Source organism: Paenibacillus sp. HJGM_3 (genome assembly GCF_045062745.1).
Taxonomy (GTDB): Bacteria; Bacillota; Bacilli; order Paenibacillales; family NBRC-103111; genus Paenibacillus_AA.
This window is the reverse complement of sequence record NZ_JBJGED010000007.1, coordinates 189,947-208,377: the sequence shown is the minus strand read 5'-3', so window position 1 is coordinate 208,377 and position 18,431 is coordinate 189,947. Positions and strand designations below refer to the sequence as shown.

General features: G+C 51.2%; 11 protein-coding genes. 1 reads left to right on the top strand and 10 read right to left on the bottom strand.

The genetic code is table 11. The features are described from left to right. Positions 1-57 precede the first annotated feature (57 nt). From ACI5FR_RS10570 to ACI5FR_RS10525, 10 genes are all read right to left on the bottom strand, one after another. On the bottom strand, positions 58-3,525 hold the full coding sequence (locus ACI5FR_RS10570; protein WP_405454148.1) for an alginate lyase family protein: 3,468 nt from the start codon (positions 3,523-3,525) through the stop codon (positions 58-60). Between the two features lie 280 nt (positions 3,526-3,805). After that, the gene (locus tag ACI5FR_RS10565; protein ID WP_405454144.1) at positions 3,806-4,666 is read right to left on the bottom strand and encodes a diguanylate cyclase domain-containing protein; all 861 of its coding nucleotides are present in this window, start codon (positions 4,664-4,666) and stop codon (positions 3,806-3,808) included. A 15-nt stretch (positions 4,667-4,681) separates the two neighbouring features. After that, on the bottom strand, positions 4,682-6,349 hold the full coding sequence (locus tag ACI5FR_RS10560; protein ID WP_405454141.1) for a two-component system response regulator: 1,668 nt from the start codon (positions 6,347-6,349) through the stop codon (positions 4,682-4,684). A 35-nt stretch (positions 6,350-6,384) separates the two neighbouring features. Continuing rightward, positions 6,385-6,762, bottom strand: a complete 378-nt coding sequence (locus tag ACI5FR_RS10555) for a response regulator (protein ID WP_405454138.1) — start codon at positions 6,760-6,762, stop codon at positions 6,385-6,387. Between the two features lie 145 nt (positions 6,763-6,907). After that, positions 6,908-7,528, bottom strand: coding sequence for a hypothetical protein (locus ACI5FR_RS10550; protein ID WP_405454135.1), 621 nt, complete (start codon positions 7,526-7,528; stop codon positions 6,908-6,910). A gap of 46 nt (positions 7,529-7,574) precedes the next feature. Continuing rightward, on the bottom strand, positions 7,575-8,288 hold the full coding sequence (locus ACI5FR_RS10545; RefSeq protein ID WP_405454132.1) for a response regulator transcription factor: 714 nt from the start codon (positions 8,286-8,288) through the stop codon (positions 7,575-7,577). A gap of 138 nt (positions 8,289-8,426) precedes the next feature. Further along, positions 8,427-10,091 carry a thiamine pyrophosphate-binding protein gene (locus ACI5FR_RS10540; protein WP_405454129.1) on the bottom strand — a complete coding sequence of 555 codons (1,665 nt, stop codon included), beginning with the start codon at positions 10,089-10,091 and terminating at the stop codon, positions 8,427-8,429. After that, positions 10,078-11,892 carry a GAF domain-containing sensor histidine kinase gene (locus tag ACI5FR_RS10535; protein ID WP_405454126.1) on the bottom strand — a complete coding sequence of 605 codons (1,815 nt, stop codon included), beginning with the start codon at positions 11,890-11,892 and terminating at the stop codon, positions 10,078-10,080. The genes ACI5FR_RS10540 and ACI5FR_RS10535 overlap by 14 nt, the downstream gene beginning before the upstream one ends. Before the next feature lie 33 nt (positions 11,893-11,925). After that, positions 11,926-12,297, bottom strand: coding sequence for a response regulator transcription factor (locus tag ACI5FR_RS10530; RefSeq protein ID WP_405454124.1), 372 nt, complete (start codon positions 12,295-12,297; stop codon positions 11,926-11,928). A gap of 352 nt (positions 12,298-12,649) precedes the next feature. Further along, on the bottom strand, positions 12,650-12,853 hold the full coding sequence (locus tag ACI5FR_RS10525; RefSeq protein WP_405454121.1) for a hypothetical protein: 204 nt from the start codon (positions 12,851-12,853) through the stop codon (positions 12,650-12,652). Between the two features lie 563 nt (positions 12,854-13,416). Here ACI5FR_RS10525 and ACI5FR_RS10520 point away from each other — a divergent pair. Next, complete coding sequence (locus ACI5FR_RS10520; RefSeq protein WP_405454118.1) at positions 13,417-18,069, top strand: Ig-like domain-containing protein; 4,653 nt, start codon at positions 13,417-13,419, stop codon at positions 18,067-18,069. Positions 18,070-18,431: the final 362 nt, after the last annotated feature.

Genomic DNA, 18,431 nt, shown 5'->3' with positions numbered 1-18,431 from the left:
GCCGCCGAATACCATTCGGCGGCCCGCGGCTTATTCAAGAGCTTGCGTTTCCGTTGCTTACGGAATCAATTGCACGGATGCATCATCGAATCGGACTTGCGCCTTCGAGGCGTGCATGCCGAAGCCGCCTTTGCGGATGAGCGTGTCATAAGCGGACAGCTCTTCCGTTCCGTTGACGAAGAACTTCAGGATGCCGCCGTCGACTACAGCCCGGAACGTATAATAGGTGCCCGTGTTGAACGTGTACACCTTCTCCGCCAGTACGACCGGCACGGCGTCCGCGAGTTGGCCTTCCACGACCTTCTCGATGCGAAGCTTGCGGGTCGTGCCATCGTTATAGACGATGAAGCGGTAGCCGTCGTTGCCGTCCAGCGAGCGGGCGACGAGCCCGGCGCGTCCCGGCGCCGTCCCCCAAGCGACGACCTTCACCTTCGCCTCTCCGATATAATCGTACCAATCGTTTTGGTTCACCGTCCGGATCTCCGAGTTCGTGTCGTTCAGGCTGTCGGAGAACAGCTCGAAGTTGTTGATGAGGAAATGGCCTTTGCCGATCTCCCACGTGTCGCCGTCGACGATCTCGTTCACCTTCACGTCATCGAAGTACGCATCGCGCCTGTGGGCGTACAGCCCGGCCTTGCCAATGAACACATCGGTGTCGTATGCGGTCAGCTGCAGCACGTTGTTGGCGTAGAACTTCAGCACGTTGCCGCTGACGACCGCTTTGAGCGTATAGGTCGTGTTATGGTTCATCGTATACGCGACGCTGGCGAGATTCGTACTCGTGCCGTCGAAGTTCTTGGTGATCATGAGCTGCGGTGACCCGCCGTTCGTATAATATTGAAACAAGTAGTTGTTGGCCGGATCCTGGTACCGCGCATACAGGCCCACCCCGTTATAGCTGCCGTTCGAGGCCAGCGTCGTCACTTTCGCTTCGACGAGCACGTCGGTCCATTTGCTGTCCGTCACCGTCGTCGCGCTCACCTGGCTGCTATCGAACTGGCGGTACACCTTGCTCGTGCCTTGGGTCTGCACGCTCCACGTCCCGACCTTCTCCTTCCAGCCGGTTTCGAGTCCGTTCTCGAAATCCCATGTCTGGCTCGTCAAGCCGGCTACATCGAAGCTGTCGATCAACACGCTCGTGCCGCTGGTCGGCAGCGAGCTGCCGCCTACGATGACGTTGCTGCCGCTCGGCGTGAAGCCGATGGCACTGCCGTTCAGCCTCACGGTCGTCACGCCCGGGGCGTAGATCGTGATCGTCGGTGTCAGCACATCGCTGGAGTACAGTTCCAGTGTCGTTCCGTTATATTGGACGGATAAGTTCTGCACGGTCGCGGTGGCGCTGATCAGATTCGTTGTCCCGTCCTTGAGGAGCGTGCCTCTAGCGATCGACGCCGTCTTCAAGGCCCCGGCCGACGTTTTTTCCACATAGGCGATTTCGCCGTTATAGTTGTACGTCCCGAAGCTGCGCGTGCCCGGCGTCGCTTCATGCGAGAGATAGTAGGTCGAGACGTTGCCGCTGTTGCCGGCGTCCTGGTCGATTTGGAGCGCCGTCGCCGTAGTGGCGGGCACGCTCATCGTCAGGCGCGTGACCGTCACGTTTTTGTTCGCGCCTGCCGCTTCCGGGAACAGCACGGTATCGAACGACGTGCTGCCGGTCGCCGTCCGGCCGTAGTGAACATATTGGACACCGCTGTCTACTATGCCGCTGTCGTCGGAGTAATAGCCATCCGTGTGAATCGTTCCGGTCAACGACGAAGGGTCGGCCGGCACCACCTTGACGTTCGCTTCGCCCGCGAAGCTTGTCGAGGCGCGCTTGGACGTCGGATCCATGGTTACGGTCGTCGGCATGAAATGCCAATATTGCCGATACGTCCTCGACACCGTACTGCCGGTCATGAGATCCGAGACGATCCAGAAGTCGGGCTTGGCGAAAAACACTTTCCGGGTATGGACAATCCCGAGCGACGAATAGTCGCTATGCTGGCCGTGGTAAAAGTCGAAGCCGCCGTTCGAAACCCAATTGACATGCTTCCGGTCATTCGTACCCTGGGTTAAATTGTCCACCTCGATCGTATTGTGCGCCCGCGTCGTATCCCTCAGCCAGTTGCTGGCCGCATTATTGTTGTAGTCGTTCACTCCGGGATCGACGACAAGCCGCTTGCCGTACGCGTACATCATGAGGCTCAAATCGTCCGGATGGCTGTGGGAACCGTTAAAGTCGGTGTCCTCGTTCTCGATCGCCATATATTTGTCGTTCGTGCCCCATCCGCTCTTCATAATCGCGAAGCTGTTGGGATACAGTACAGAGCGGCTGGTCGGCACCGTTCCCGACGCGCCATTCGTTGCGATATACTCGAAATCGCTCCGTCCATAATTGGAGGCGTAATCGCTCATCAAGCCGCTGATGTTCAAATCCTTTTCCGCGGTATCGCCGATCATCGGCGTCTCGAAATTCGGCAGTCGCAAATCCATCAGCACTTCGCCGCCGCGCTCCAGCAGCTCCGCCAGCTCGCCCAGGACGGGATTACCGTTCATGCCCGCCAGCTTCTGCAGCCGGTCGGCGAGCGACAGCGAGTAGTGATGGTAGCCCTCCGCCGGTTCGACGTTCATGCCGTCGCCCTTCATGTTTTTGGACATATATTTGTATGTGGCGCCTTCGCTGCGCGCCCGCCAGTTCTCGGCATCCTTGAATTCAGGGAAATACGTCCCCGAGGCGAAGATCGACCAGACGGCGCTCATGTACCAGTTGTTGCCGCTCGTCCCTTCAATGCCGTTATACAGCATATCGGCCATCTGCCACATATGCTTCAAAAAGGCGGCGTTGCCGTTCGCGTCGATGACCGAGCTGTTCTTGAACACCGTGTAAGCGCTGATCCAGTTGGCGATCCGCTTCGCCATGTCCAATTGGTTGTTGTCGACACCGAAGGCGAGCGAATTGCCTTCGTCCGTGAGATATTCAAGCGTGAATTTCATCCATGTGTCCGCATATTGCGCCCGTTTCGGGTCGCCGGCGGAAAGCGCGTTGTAAGACGGGGCCAGAATGGAGTTCATCATGAAGTCCATGATGTAATAGTGCGGTCCCCCGTACTGACTCGGGTCGTCCGGGTACCAGTTGTAAGCCCAATCGATATTGCCGGCGAAATTCCGGGTTTGCCCGTCGGTGAATTTGAAGATATAGCCCACCAAGTCGTCGGCCGTCGAGGACATAGGCGCAGTAACCGGGACGGTGCCTACGGTGAAATAGACGGGACTGGTCCGGTTTTTGAAGTATGTGAGTAAATTCGCCTTGGCCGAGGTATAGTCCCCGCTTTGAACATTCGCTTTGACCGTAGAGAGGCCGGGGTAATCGAGATTGATTTTGGCGAAAAAGTCCGCATCGGTCATGTTGCTCGTATCTGTGTAGGCAAAAGTCGACTTGGAGGCGGCGAGCAGCAAGACCAAGAACACCGCGATCGCGACCGCCCGCTTGATGACTGCGGGGAGCCGCTCGGACCTTTGGTCCGATAACCATGCGAAATCGTTCATAATAGATTCCTCGTTTCTGATAAATTGGTGTTCCTGCCTGCATGGATGCCATTCTGGTAACCGCTTACATTTTAGATCGTTTTACCGTCTTTACATAACGACTCACCCCCTTTGCCTAAGCGAGAGCCGACTCTATGCTGTAATGCCTTCATTTTAACCGACTCGAATGACCCTTAAGAATGGACAAATCGGAGCGGCGGTTGGACAAATACGGCTTTGTTGCGTCGTCGGCCGTCGCCGCCAACGACTGGATCCGTAAAAGAAAATCCTCTGGAGCGGATCATTCCAGAGGTCCTTTGGCGTTAGCGTTCTTGAAAAACTGGTAGTTGTTTTTCCCCAATTTTTTAGCCTGATATAGAGCCGAGTCGGCCTTATTCACCAAGATGTCCGGTACATCGCCATCCCCTGGAAAAAAACAGATGCCAATACTCACAGATAACAAGAACCGATAATCCTCCACTTCAATAGGTTCCGAAATGGAAGCCATAAATCTCTTGGCAATCAACTCGGCATCTTCGATATGTTTAATATTGGGGGCGATGACCGTAAACTCGTCTCCCCCAAAACGGCTTACTGTATCAAAACTCCTTACGCTTCCTTGCAGCCTTTCCGCTACAATCATCAATACCCGATCGCCGTACTGGTGCCCGTACTCATCATTAATCGTCTTGAATTGGTCCAAATCCAGATACATAACGGCAATTAAAGTTTTCTGTTCTCGCGCTTGGCGCAACAATTGGGTTAGCCGATCATAAAACACATTCCGGTTAGGGAGCTTTGTCAATGAATCCGTAATGGAAGCTTCATAATATTGCTTGGATTTTTTTGTAAATTGTTTGTGTGACTTCAACACTTCTCTGCATAGATAAATACAAATAGGGATGTAAGTACATTCCATAAGCTTAATGACGGTCTCCAATCGACTCTCGGCAGGAAAATGAACAAAATCAAGGAGAAGCGCAGCCCACGCGATGATGAGGATATAGAGGATATAGGATCGGTTTTTGATTTGTACACGATCCTGTAACAGTTGTTCCTCTTTCATTAATCTTTTGGTCACTAAATATAAGAGATGGAAAATGAACAAAATCAAACTATGCAATAAAATAACGTCTATATTCAGGTCGATCATTCCATTCATAGGAGCACATCCAGTTTAATTTCTCATCATGAAAGAGAAGTGTTTCGCATTTTGATGATGACTACGCAAATAGGTTTCAAAATCTGCAGCGGACAACGGCTTACTGAACAGGAACCCTTGGACCTCATGGCATTGTTTATTCCTCAAATAGTGGAGCTGCTCATTCGTTTCCACGCCTTCAGCCACTACTTTTAAATTCAGCGCTTGAGCCAAGGAAATGATCGCATTCGTAACTACCGAGTTGTCCCCGGCATGGGTAATATCCTTAATAAAGGATTTATCAATTTTAAGACAATCGAGCGGGAGCTTTTTCAAATAACTTAACGACGAATAGCCGGTCCCGAAATCATCGATCGAAATATGAATGCCCAATTTCTTAAATTCATTTAACAAATTCATCGTTTCCGCTGCATGATGAATCAGAACCCCTTCGGTGATTTCAATTTCAAGTAAGCAGGGGGGCATCGACGTATGGTTCAAAATCTCGACGATCGTCTGTAATAAGTCCGGATTTTCGAATTGGAGCGCCGACAAATTTACGGCCACGGTTAAATCCCGGAACCCTTGATCGTTCCATTTTTTATTTTGTTCGCAAGCCGTCTGAATCACCCACCTTCCAATGGAGTCGATCAGTCCGGTTTCTTCCGCGATCGGAATGAATTCCAGCGGGGACACGATCCCCCATTCCGGATCGTTCCAGCGTACCAATGCCTCCGATCCGATGAGTTCCCCGGACTGAATATTGATCTTCGGTTGGTAGACCAGCGATAGCTCATTTCGTTTGAGCGCTCGCCTGAGCTTGCTTTCCATCTGCATTCTTTTGGATAGGCGGCCGTCCATGTCAGGATTATAAAACATGGATTTATTCCCGCCTCCGGATCGTTTGGCCGTGTGCGTGGCCACTTCAGCTTTTTTGATTAACGTTTGCGTGCTGTCACCGTCAAAAGGAAATACACTGATTCCGATATTAATCGTTATGTATAGTTCTCCTTCTTCGACGAAATAGGGTTGATTGGATAAGAGATGGGTTATTTTCTTCGTTTCTCTCTTTACATCCTGGGATTCGGAAATGTTGGAAAGAACCGCGAGAATTTTATCCGAGCCTTGACGAGAAATAGTCGTAAAGGCAGTTCCGCTTTCCTTTAAACGCACCATCATCGTTTGTACTAAAGCATCTACCGCATCTTGACCCAAGGTGTCATAGATTCGGTCCAATTGGTCGATTTGAACCATCACAAAGCATAATGTCTTTCGATCGGCTCGAGCTTGTCCAATGACGGACTCCAGGCGTTTGTTCAACACCCGCTTATTGCTCTTTCGATGCTGCAACGCAATATTCACTTTCTTTTCCAACAACTCTAAGTCAAACGGTTTCGTTAAATAATCGAATACCCCCAGCTCCAACCCCTTAAGAATGGCTTCTTTTTGTGTGTTGGCCGATAAGAAAATGATCGGCGTGTCGAAATCCGTAAATTCATTTAATTGCTTACAAACCTCGTAGCCTGAAATATCGGGAAGCACAACGTCCAGCAATATTAGGTCGGGGTTCACCTTATCTACCATATCCAGTGCGTCCGCCCCGCAGATCGCTTCATACACCTCGTAATTCAGAGATTTAAAATAGATACGCAGTATATCCAGGTTAAACGGTTCATCATCTACCATTAAAATACGAATAGACATTGTCCACCATCCCTTACTCTACGTCTGCATGCTTACTACATTTTTGAATCGATTGGAATCTCCATCACTCTTTGGATCACTTCAATAACCGTGTTAATTTCAAACGGCTTTGCAATAAAATCCTTGGCACCCGCTTTTATACAGCTAACAACCGAATTTCGTTGGGCCATCGCGGAACACATGATGATTTTCGCATCGGGGTTATAACCGATAATGGATTTTACCGCTTCGAGGCCGTTCATCTGCGGCATGGTAATATCCATAATGACCAGATCCGGGGAGAGCGACCTATACATGCGAACCGCTTCTTGACCGTCGGACGCTTCGCCAACCACCTCAAACCCGATTGCCGTTAGCACATGTTTCAGAATGATTCGAATGTAGCCCGTGTCATCTACAAGCAATATATTCACGATCGTTCTCCTTAAATTAAGGTAACCTAAGTATGTTAAAAAAAGTATATCCCTCTCGTGTAACAATACGGTGATAAACTTGTAAAATTCGTGTTTCAGACGGTGCCGGAAAATAGCAAAGGGACGGATAATCCGTCCCTTGTCGTTAAGGATGTAACTGGACACCATAGTGCATGCACCCGTCGCTCTTTCTCTCTTTCCAAACTATGGTCCCCTTTAAAACTTCCTCTTCTGTGGGTACCTGGAAAGTAATTTCTTGCCCATCGGGTAAGTCCAAGTTGCTGGAAAATCGCAAACCGGTTGCAAGCGGTCTTAGGTGCACCCCATGCTTCCGTCCTAGCCCGTAACTTATCTCCTCTACCGTAAACGAGTCATGCTCCTGATGTTCGGGCTTGATGAGCGTCATTTCAAGCGACTCCTCGAGATCGACTCTTTCGTTTTTTCGTCGGTTTACCATTACCGGTACTTTGATCCCGTACATGTAATCGCTCGCATTGATTTGTTTTTTCCAGGCGACTTCACCTTTTAAGGAGCCATGCTGATCCGGTACTTGGAAAGAAATCTCTTGCCCTACCGATAAATCGACGTTCCCCTTGAACCGAAGCCCGGTTAGCAAAAGGTTTAAATGTACACCATATTTCCTCGCGAACTCATAGCTCATTTCGTCTACAAGAAGCGGTCCTTGTTGTTGCGATTCCGGATATAGTAAGGAAAGTTCAACTACTTCATCTAGTGTCAGCCGCTCACCCCGACGTCGGTTTGACATGTAATCCCTCCGATGATTGGTTCAAAGTAATAGGGGAACCATTCTCCTAATCTTCCAAAAAGCGATATCCGGTTCCCGGGACACCCTCTATAATATCCTTATCCAAAACAGCCTTAATCTTTTTACGCAGCCGGCTTGCGCATGCATCTACGGCCCGTGTCTCTACATCCAAATTATCGATTCCCCAGACGTTATCCAAAATGACCTCTCTGGAAAGGACCTTCCCTTTCTTCGAATGCAATAATCGGAATAACATAAACTCCTTATTGGTCAGGGAAACCTCTTGGGAATTGATGAACACACGATGCCGTTCTACGTCGATTCGAAACAAATTCGTATCTTCGCTTTGTTCGGATCCCTCTTCGGATGTTGGAGTGGAAGGGGACGTATAGCGATATCGCCGCAACAGCGATTGAATGCGAGCAACCAGTTCCGCAGCGCTAAAAGGCTTCACGACGTAATCGTCAGCACCTAACTGAAAACAAGTAATTTTTTCAATGTCCGTATTTTTCCCTGAAAGCATAATAATGGGGGATTGAGTTTGCTGTCGAATTACACTAATGATGTCAATTCCGTTGGCATCAGGCAGGCCAATATCTAGAATAAACAAATCCGGTTGAATCTCTGCCACCAGTTCGTTCACCTTTTCACCGAAGGCAGTACTATACACTTTGAAATTATTTGAATTTAAGATAATCTCAAGAACACGAGTGATGGAAGCGTCATCTTCGACAATTAAGATTTTTTTGTGTTCTGTCAACCGGTATCACCTGCCAATGAAGGAGGATTGTCGAAAACTGGATATATTCATAGTAGCACCGCCCAATTTATAAGTCTATAGTCCTAGTAAAAACAAAAAAGCGTACAAATATAGGCCATTTGTACGCCTTCGGGTGAGTTAGTACGTTGCGCCTTCCAAAAACTTCACTCTTTCCCCCATCGGCGGTATCTCATTACCTTCTACAACGACCTCTATGACGACGGGTTCGTTATAGCTTAACCATTGTTGCATTTGCTCCGGTTGTAACTCGTCCAGCGATTTCACCTGTACCGATCGAATCCCAAGCGAGTCGACTACCTTCGAAAGATCTACACGCTCTTGTGAAAAATCATCGTGGCACCGTTTGTACTGGAGCATATGCCCATGGTAAACCATCCCTAACCGAGCATTATTGATGACAAAAAAGAGTAAAGGGATTCGATATTCTTTGGCCGTCAACACCTCAGAACCGTGCATGAAGAAGCTTCCGTCTCCGGTTATGCAGATAACCGGCCTATGCGGTTCCGCCAGCTTGGCTCCGATCGCTCCTCCGATACCTGAGCCCATCGCGCCAAAGTTGATGTCGATATCAAAATGTTGATCATGGGTGATCCGTATATTTTGAATGGCATACGTCATCAATTCCCCGATATCGATGTAGAAGCGGGCGTTCTGCGGAGCACAGGCACCAATCTGCTCAATGGCAATCTTGGTGTTCCAATCCTGCTCTTCCTTCGGTTGGACCGGCTCAAGGAGATCGTCATGAATCGTTGCCTGCAGCTTACTTAGACTCTCGGGAAACTGGGACGAGTGCAGATGGCGAAGCGTTTGTTCAACTACGATTTCCGCATCTCCGCAAACGGCTATGTCCGGAATATAGTTTTTTCCCAATTCCGTCGCATCGATATCAATATGGATGAGCTTCTTGCCTTTTACGAGTCGTGGATCCCAATTGCATGTCGATAGTTCTCCAAGACTGGAACCAATGACCATGAGGACTTGATGTTCATTGCCATTCAGGTATTCGATCGCCTTTGCGTTGCCGGCCAATCCGTATACTCCGAGCGAGAGCGGGTGGTTTTCTGGAAATGCGCCTTTGCCTCTTGGCGTCGTAGCTGCGTACCATCCGGTATACTCCGTCAATCGAACGATGGCAGAGCGGGCCACCTTCGCCCCGTGTCCCAACAGCAGAACACCCTTGGAGCCGGAGTCACTGATCAATTGAGCCACTCGCCGAATCGTCAAATCGTCCACCTGCTGGGAAAAGGCTAGCTCATGCGGCTTAGGAGGCTGGACATTTCCGATATCCTGCATTTGAATATTGATCGGCACCGCCAGGTGCACCGGTCCGGGAACATCGCTAATCGCGACATGATAGGCGTGGGCAATCGCTTCCGGCAGTCGTTTAGGATCAAGCACGGTTTTGCTCAGCTTCGTGATCGAGGAAAATATAGGCTCGGCGGCAAGTTCTTGTGCTCCGCCTTTTCCAAGTTTAGTCGAAGGCACCGAGCCGGTAATAAATAGGATGGGGAGCTTCTCCACCCACGCGTTCGCAGCGGCCGAAACCAAATTGGTAGCTCCCGGGCCGCTTGAGCCTACACATACGGAAGGAACTCCCGTGATACGTGTATAGGAAGCAGCCATATAGCCGGCGCTGGTCTCATGCTTGACAATAACGGACCTTAATTCCGGGATGTCGATCATGGCGTCATACAGCGCGTTAATCGAGCCTGCCGGTATTCCAAATATATGATTGACGCCCATTTGAACAAGAAATCTCAGTCCTGCTTCAATTGCCCTCATGCGTCTCTCTCTCCTTTAAGGGTAGCATAAACCGAAATGTAGACCCTTCACCTTCATGGCTGGTAAAAGATATTTCACCTTTATGCAATTCGACGAATTGCCTGGATATAGCCAAACCTAATCCGGTTCCGTTCAATTGGTTGTTCACTTGATAAAATTTCGTGAAAATTCTATCCTGCTTCTCCAGTGGAATGCCGCTTCCATTGTCGCGCACTTCAAATATGTATTTAGATGCCTGTGCATACCCTTTGACCGTAATGTGTCCGAAGTCGGGAGTAAATTTATTGGCATTGGACAGCAGATTGAGCAGCACCTGCAAGATGCGTTGACGATCCACGTGAATCATTTGATCTCCAGCTTCTACTTCGATTGTCAAATGTTGTTTCTTTTTATTAATCAGGGGATCCATGATGACAACAGCTTCACGAATCATGTCGCCAATGAGGATATCCCCATAGTTTAACTCGAAAGTCCCATTCTCCAGCTTGGCAAAATCCAATAGTTCGTTCACTTGGTTGAGAAGCCGGTTAACCGCCTTGTTCGACATTTCGACCAATTCCATTTGTTGCGGATTTAAGCTGCCCAGAATGCCTTTTTGAAAAATATCGATCGTCCCTTTTATAGCGGTTATCGGTGTCCTTAACTCGTGAGAGATCGAGGCGATAAAATCATTTTTCATAAGACTGGCCGTTTCCAGCTCCTTGACCAGTCCCTCGAGCTTGAAGTTTGCCTGCTGCAGTTCGGCCGTTCGTTCTTTTACCGCGTTATCCAAATTTTCCGCATAGATGGCGTTGGATAAGGCAGTAGCCGTTACATCTGCAATCGATTGGCACAGCTCAATTTCGCTTGCGCTGTACACTCTTTTAATCCCTACGGAAGGCAGTGCTACCGTGCCGAAAACTTGGCCCTTCGCCACCAATGGAATCAACAATAAGCTCTCGATGCCGAAGGTTTTGCAAGCCTTATGATTCGGGCGCGGGTCCGCATATACATCTTCAACCGCGATCCCTTTTTTGGTCTCGACGACTTCCTTAAACAAGAGGTCGTCATCGATGCTTAAGCGAATACCTTGCTTATGCTTCCCTTTCCATTCCTCTACTGTAAAATGCACCGACGATAAGTCGTAGGCTGTGAACATTCTTTCGTTTTCGTTATATAGATGCAGACCTACATCTTCGATGCCGGTCGTCTTAGTTAAAAACTCGAAGCACGTTCTCAGAACCTCATGCAACGACAGCGACTTGGATAAGGCATTGGTCGCATCCAATAAAAGCTGTTCTCTCTTTAGAAGGTCTTGCATTTTCTCAAACATTTGAATGTTGTTGATCGCAACGCTGGCCATATTGACAAACGCTTCGGTTGTCTCAATTTGTTCTTCCGTCAGATTCATCGATTTACCGAAGTCGTGTACAAACACAAGAGCAAAAATTTCGTCGTTTACAATGACGGGGAGTCCAAGCATCGATTCAATTTTAGTTAATTCCAGCTTTTCTTTATCGGGTCTAGGGTCAGTTTTCGTATTCGGGATATACTCGCATTTTCGAGTAGACAAAATATCTTTTACAAATAGATCTTCTTCCGGATCAATCGTCAATTCCGTAATATCGACAGGAAGATTATTGGCAACAAATCCGCGGAATCTACCATCTTCGTGTTTCAGGAAGAACCCTACCAAATCGGCATCGGCAATCTCCCCGGCAATCGCATGCACGAGAATTTGGCAAATTTCCCGCAACTCGAATTTCGAATTGATCAATTTCGTCATTTCGAATAATTTATTTGACTTTTTTAATGTTGTCATTTTCATTCCCTTTCGTCAGAAGATTTCCTAACGTTATTTCGCATTTGCGAGTGCTAAGCTGATTTTCTTTTCCAGCAAATCAAAATCAAAAGGCTTTTTCAAATAATCTACCCCTCCGATACTCAACCCTTTTTCGATCGCTTCAGCTTGGACGTTTGCCGAAAGAAAAATAATCGGGGTTGTAAATCCGCTCCGCTCTTTTAATTGTTTACACACCTCAAAGCCCGAAATATCAGGCAGCATGACATCCAGCAAGATCAGATCGGGGGCATATTCATCTACCATTCTCAAAGCATCTTGCCCACAAACCGCCTCATAAAGCTCGTAACTTAATGCGGTCAGAACAATACGCAAAATATCTAAATTATGAGGCTCGTCGTCAACGAGTAAAACTTTGATTTTCATATTTTCAATGCACCACCATAATCAATTGAATATAGAGCATTCGCAATGTATCAAGTTAGTCCTATCATAAACTTCCCCTGTAACATTCAAGTCACAAATTCGGTAACAAAGCAGTAACAAAATTGGATCATGACAAAATTAAGTCTAGAAGGGGGAATTGGATTCCAGCGATGGGAGTACATGTGACGCACGTGAGGGAAACGAGGGAGAAATGTTAATAAAGAAAATGAACGCGACTCCATTGTCCGACCATAACGGGATCGAGATGCACTCACTTGAAGTGGACCTGATCAGGTTTCAGAGAGAACGATACCCGTTATGGTGGAAATCAGTAATCTATCATTTACAAGGTTTACGTGAACCCTACAACCACAAATTGGTTTGCAGACCTAACCAAATATTTGTCCTCAATTGCAACATACAAAAAACCATAAGATGTAATTTTTCCAGGCCCGTATTTTTTCTGATTACCTTCCAGTGCTTCTACTATGTATCCTTTTTGAATGGCCCGTTCAAAATCTTGATCTTCTTTTAAAACGAATCCTATTTCCGACATAAGTACCTCCTAGTAAGTAAATGCAAATCATGCAGGAATACGTAATAAACGCTTCTGGTTGAATCGTTATTTTACATTTATTAGGAGACTTAAGTCTCGCGAGAATTGTCGAACTATTACTATTAAACTATACATCTTTTCCAATGTAAAGAAATAACCGCAACTTTAGACCTATATTCAATGAAAAATAGAGGACTTATATACTATTTTTAATTTTCCCTTGCCACGCTCAAGCACTTCGTTTCAAAACAAAATAAGGGCCGTACGTTCAAGGCACGGTCCAGGCCAAATCGGAGCGGCGGTTGGACAAATGCGGCTTGTTGAGTGAACCCGTCCAATCTTATTTGCGGATAATCTTGTTTAAAATTGGATAGCCCGGAAACTTAACCCCGGATAACTCGGCATTCGAACAAACTGTATCTTTGGAGCGGAATTGCCTTTATGGTAATTATGTAAGATCTATTTCAGATGAAGGAGGGTTATTATAGACCAAAAATTGTAAGGGCTTACAATACGGAACGGAGCTAGGCAAAGTTGAGTCGGAATAGGAGGTACGTACGTTCATGAAACGAATGATTAGCGGACTATTAGTGGTTTTATTGGCATCAGGATTCATTCCCTCCGGATGGGGATCGGTCAGAGCGGATGAAGCGGCAGCCCCCAATTTACTGCAGAACGGCGGATTCGAGCAGACCGCTACCGCTGCCGGTTGGGTCGGCAACGTCTCGGCTCTATCCTGGACCCGGTATGTGTTCACGGGTACGCCCCTCTTCGCGGTTGACTCCTCCGTAGCGCACAGCGGCTCCAAATCGGTGCGGCTGGAAGCCTCGCCGGCGGCCCGCGGGACGGTCTATCAACAGACGAATGCGGTTGCCGTCGGCAAAACTTATAAGGTGAGCGGTTGGATGAAGACGGAGATGACCTCGGGCAAAGGCCTCGTGCGGTTTCAAGTCGGCCGGACGTCCGGCGGCAACCTGCTCGTCAATATGGCCGAAGCGGCCGGCACGAAGGATTGGTTCTACTTCGAGCGGACGGTCACGATTCCCGACAACGCGACGAGTCCGGCCTGGCTAAAGGTCGAGGCGTTCCTGGAGACCGGGACCGGCAAGGTGTGGTTCGACGATCTCGCCGTTCAAGAATGGAACGGAGTGCAGAGCGTCAGCATAACCCCCGCCACCCTCAGCTTACAGCCTGGCGAGATAGGGACGCTGACACCGCAGTTTCAACCGGACAACGCGACGAACCGCAACGTAACTTGGACGTCGTCTAACGAAGCGGTTGCCACCGTCAGCGATACCGGCACCGTCAGCGCTCATGCGAACGGGTATGCCTTCATTACGGTGAAAACCGCGGACGGCGGGTATACGTACAGCTCGGTCGTAAGCGTAGGCGCACCTGCGACGTTGACGGTAGAGCCGTATGCCGGCACCGTCCTCGAAGACGGGGAGCTGGCAGGCCTTCTGTCGGCTCACGACAGCACCGGCGCTGCCGTGACGTTCGAGAAGATCGTCGAGCCGAAGAACGGCAAACTGACGGTATTCCCCGACGGCCGATTCTTGTATTATCCGAATCCCGACTTCAATGGAACGGATGAATTCACGTATATGGCCAAAACGTCTCAGGGCGGACCCGGATTCGCCAGAGCGACGGTTCAAGTTCGGCCGGTTAACGACGCCCCTGCATTGGACTTGAAATGGTCGTCCACCCCTAAAAACACGGTGCTGAATGACAAGCTGCAGCAAGGGACCGACAAAGAAAACCAAACGCTGGTGTGGAGCAAAGTGGCCGATCCGGAACACGGCACGCTGCAGGTGAATGCGGACGGTACATACATTTATACGCCCCAAAACGGCTTCACCGGCTATGACGGCTTTCGCGTAGCGGCTCAGGACCCGCAGGGCGGCCGCACGGAGGGCAGCGTGCGCGTGTTCGTCGTCCCGGCGCAGGACGATTTCATGTCGCAATTCCGGAGCCAGCCTACGTACGGGGAACATCCGCGCCTGCTGGCCGGGAAAGCGGATTTCGACCGGACCCGGTCACTGATCGGCACCGATTCGTATGTGAGCGAATGGTATGGCAAGCTGAAGGCGCTGGCCGACCCGGTGCTCGCTACCGTTCCTCTCCCCTACGCTTCCAACGGGACGAACAATTCCACCATCCGCGACAGACTGCTGAATACGGCCTTGATGTATCAGCTGAGCGGTGACGCCCGGTATGCCCAGCGCACGATCCAAGAGCTGGAGGCGCTGGCGGGTTATGCCGACTGGGGGGACCGGTACAACAACATCCTCGCGATGGCGGAGCTGGCGACTCCGGTTGCTCTCGCGTATGACTGGGTTTACGATGCGATGACGGAAGCCCAGCGAACGCTTGTGGCCGATGCGATCCGCGTGAAGGTGCTGAATGTGGCGAACGACTGGTACCGCGGCGTCTTCACACACAATGGTGAGTTCAACAACATCAACCTCGTGGACAACGGCAACTTCGGCCTCGCGGCGCTTGCGATCGCGGATGAGAATCCGGCCGCCGAAGCGGCGGCCAAACAAACGCTCGCGGGCATGTACAAGAAGCTGCAGCTGGCGCTACGCCACTACACGCCGGACGGCGCTTGGCCGGAAGGGCCGGCGTACTGGCATTACGGCGGACAATATTTGTCCTACATGATTGCGGCAATGAACCGAGTGCTCGGCACGGACTACGGCTTGTCCGCGCTCGACGGCTTCGAGGAATCGGGTGCGTTCCCGCTTCACTTGCTCGGAGAAGGCGGTTACTTCGATTTCTTCGACGGCGGAATCTCGATGGCCCAACCGGAATCGATGTGGTTCGCGGACTTCTTCGGCAAGCCGGAATTCGCCTGGCATCTGGGCGACTTGTACCGCCGGAAAGGGGTCTTCCATCCGCTGTACCTCGTCCTGTATAAACCCGGCATGTTCGATGTGAAGCCGACGGAGCTCGATCAATTTTATTCCGCGATCGAATCGGGCTCGATGCGCAGCGCCTGGGACGACCCGAACGCACTCTTTGCTTCCATGAAGGGCGTTAATGAAACCTTGAAGAGCCATTTCGATCTCGACGCCGGCACCTTCGTCTTCGACGCCCTCGGTACGCGATGGGCGATGGATTCCGGCAATGAGAGCTATAGCTTGCCCGGCTACTGGGATTACACGAACCAGCGCTGGACGTATTATCGCAAGACCACGGAAGGCCATAACACGATCGTCATCAACCCGGCGGAGAACCCGGTCGTCCAGCAGGATCCGTGGGGAACCGCGCTGCGCATCCGTGAGGAATCGAAGCCGCGGGGCGCCTTCTCGGTGCTCGACATGACGGACGTGTACAAGAGGGATGCCGTCAGCATGAAGCGAGGCATGATGCTGACCGCCGACCGCACCCAGTTGATCGTGCAGGATGAAATGAAGCTGAAGACCCCTTCCGAGCTATATTGGTTCATGCATACGAAGGCCAGCATCGACATCATCGAGAACGGCCGCGCCGCCATCCTGAAGCAGGGCGACAAGCGGCTGTATGCGAAGCTGCTGGAAGCGCCCGAGGGTGCAGCCTTCTCGGTAATGGATGCCGAACCGCTGCCGACGTCGCCGAATCCGGCCGACCAGTCTCAGAACTTCGGCGTTCGGAAGCTCGCCGTGCATATGACGGGCGTGCAGGAAACGAACTTGGCCGTGTGGCTCGTGCCGCTCTACGACACGGATGAGATCCCTTCTGCGGCTCCTGCTTTCACTCCGCTCGCCGCTTGGTCGATTCCGGACGGCGCGCTGCAGCCGCAGCCTACCCGTCCGACGCTCGACGGCTTGACGGTGGACGGCCAACCGGTGCAGGGATTCACCCCGAAGGGAACGTACTACGAAGTGCCCGTTCCGTTCGAAGCAACCGCCGTGCCTGTGGTTGCGGCAACATCGGCTCATACGGTCACGATCGAGCAGGCCGCGGGTATTCCGGGAATGGCGCGCGTCATCGTAAAAGACCGGACGAATCCGTCCCTCATGAACTCGTATACGATTGCCTTCAAACGGCTGCCGATGATCGGCGACCCGCCGGGCCTGCAGAAGTACGAGATCGCGGGCGTCACCGCCAGTGCGGTTCCGGAGGCTGCACAAGGCAACACGCCGGAGAAGACGATCGACGGTAATCTCGACACCCGCTGGTCGGCTGCAGGGAAACAGTGGATTCAGTATGATCTGGGCGGCGTGAAAACGGTCAGCGCGGTATCCGTCGCGATCTTCAACGGCAATACGCGGCGTGCATACTATGATCTGGAAGCTTCGACTGACGGGAAAACATGGACGAAGCTGTTCAGCGGAGAGAGCTCGGGGACGACCGTGCAGCCGGAAACGCTCCTCCTGCAGGCGACGCCAGCGAAGTATGTCCGCCTAGTCGGCAGCGGCAATTCGGCCAACAACTACAACAGCATCACCGAAGTGATGGTGTACGGCCCCCCTCCGGTCTCCGGCGTAGAACTCGACCGCAGTGAGCTTGTGCTGAGCGGCCGCGAACGCGAAGCGACGCTGACCGCCCGTGTGCTGCCGGATACGGCGGAGAACCGCAGCGTACGGTGGACAACCGCCGACCCGAACGTCGCTACCGTTAACGCCAACGGCACGGTTACGGCTGTAGGCGACGGACGCACGACGGTCACCGCCGTGACCTACGAAGGCGGCTTCACGGCGTCCGCCACCGTCACGGTCGACCTGACCGCGCCGCAAATCGTGCTGAACGTTCCTGCTCGCGTGTGGCAAAGCGATTCCGTCACGCTGAACGTCTACGCGGATGACGCGATCACCGGCGTATCGTCCTTAAGCGTCACCTTGGACGGCTCCCCGCGCGGTACGCAATTTACGATTGCGCCGCTGGAGCTCTCCGTGGGCGAGCACACCGTCCGCGTCGTCGCGGTCGACCGGGCCGGCAATGAGGCGGTGCGCGAATTCGTGCTCGGCGTTGACGTGGATGCGTCACACCTGTCTGCCGTCGTGCAAGCTGGAGCCGCCAAAGGGTGGATCCGCAACGAAAGTGTTGTGAAGAACTTAATCCGGAAAGCCGAGCAAGCCGCTGCTAATCAGGATGATGCCAAAAAGCTGAAAACCGACTTGAACCCGTTCGTGGGAATGGTGCAAGAGGCGACAGACGAAAAAAGCATCGATCCCGCCTTTGCCGGGCTGCTGCTGCAGGATGTGGATTACATCTTGAAACGAAGTAAGTAATCTCGTGCAACATCAAAACTCCAACCTCCCTCAACATCACATTGCGGGCAGGTTGGAGTTTTTTGGTTTCCCGTTCAGTTTGGCGCGCGGGGAGGCAGACAGAGGGTTCAGGCCGCTTCCTCAAAATCTTGTTAAGCGTTGCGTTCTCCGTACGTTCTACGCCCGCTTTCGGCATGAGGGGGAATTTCTCCCCCTTTTCGATGGATAGGCAGCCAGATCGGCTCCATGATGAGGAATTTCTCCTCCTTTTTCAATCGAAATCCGTCCAATCGGAGCATTCGCTCGGAAAGAGAGGGAGGTTTTCCCCTTGATGCAGCCAGAAGTCGAAAAATCGGCCCAATGAGAGGGAGGTTTTCCCTCTG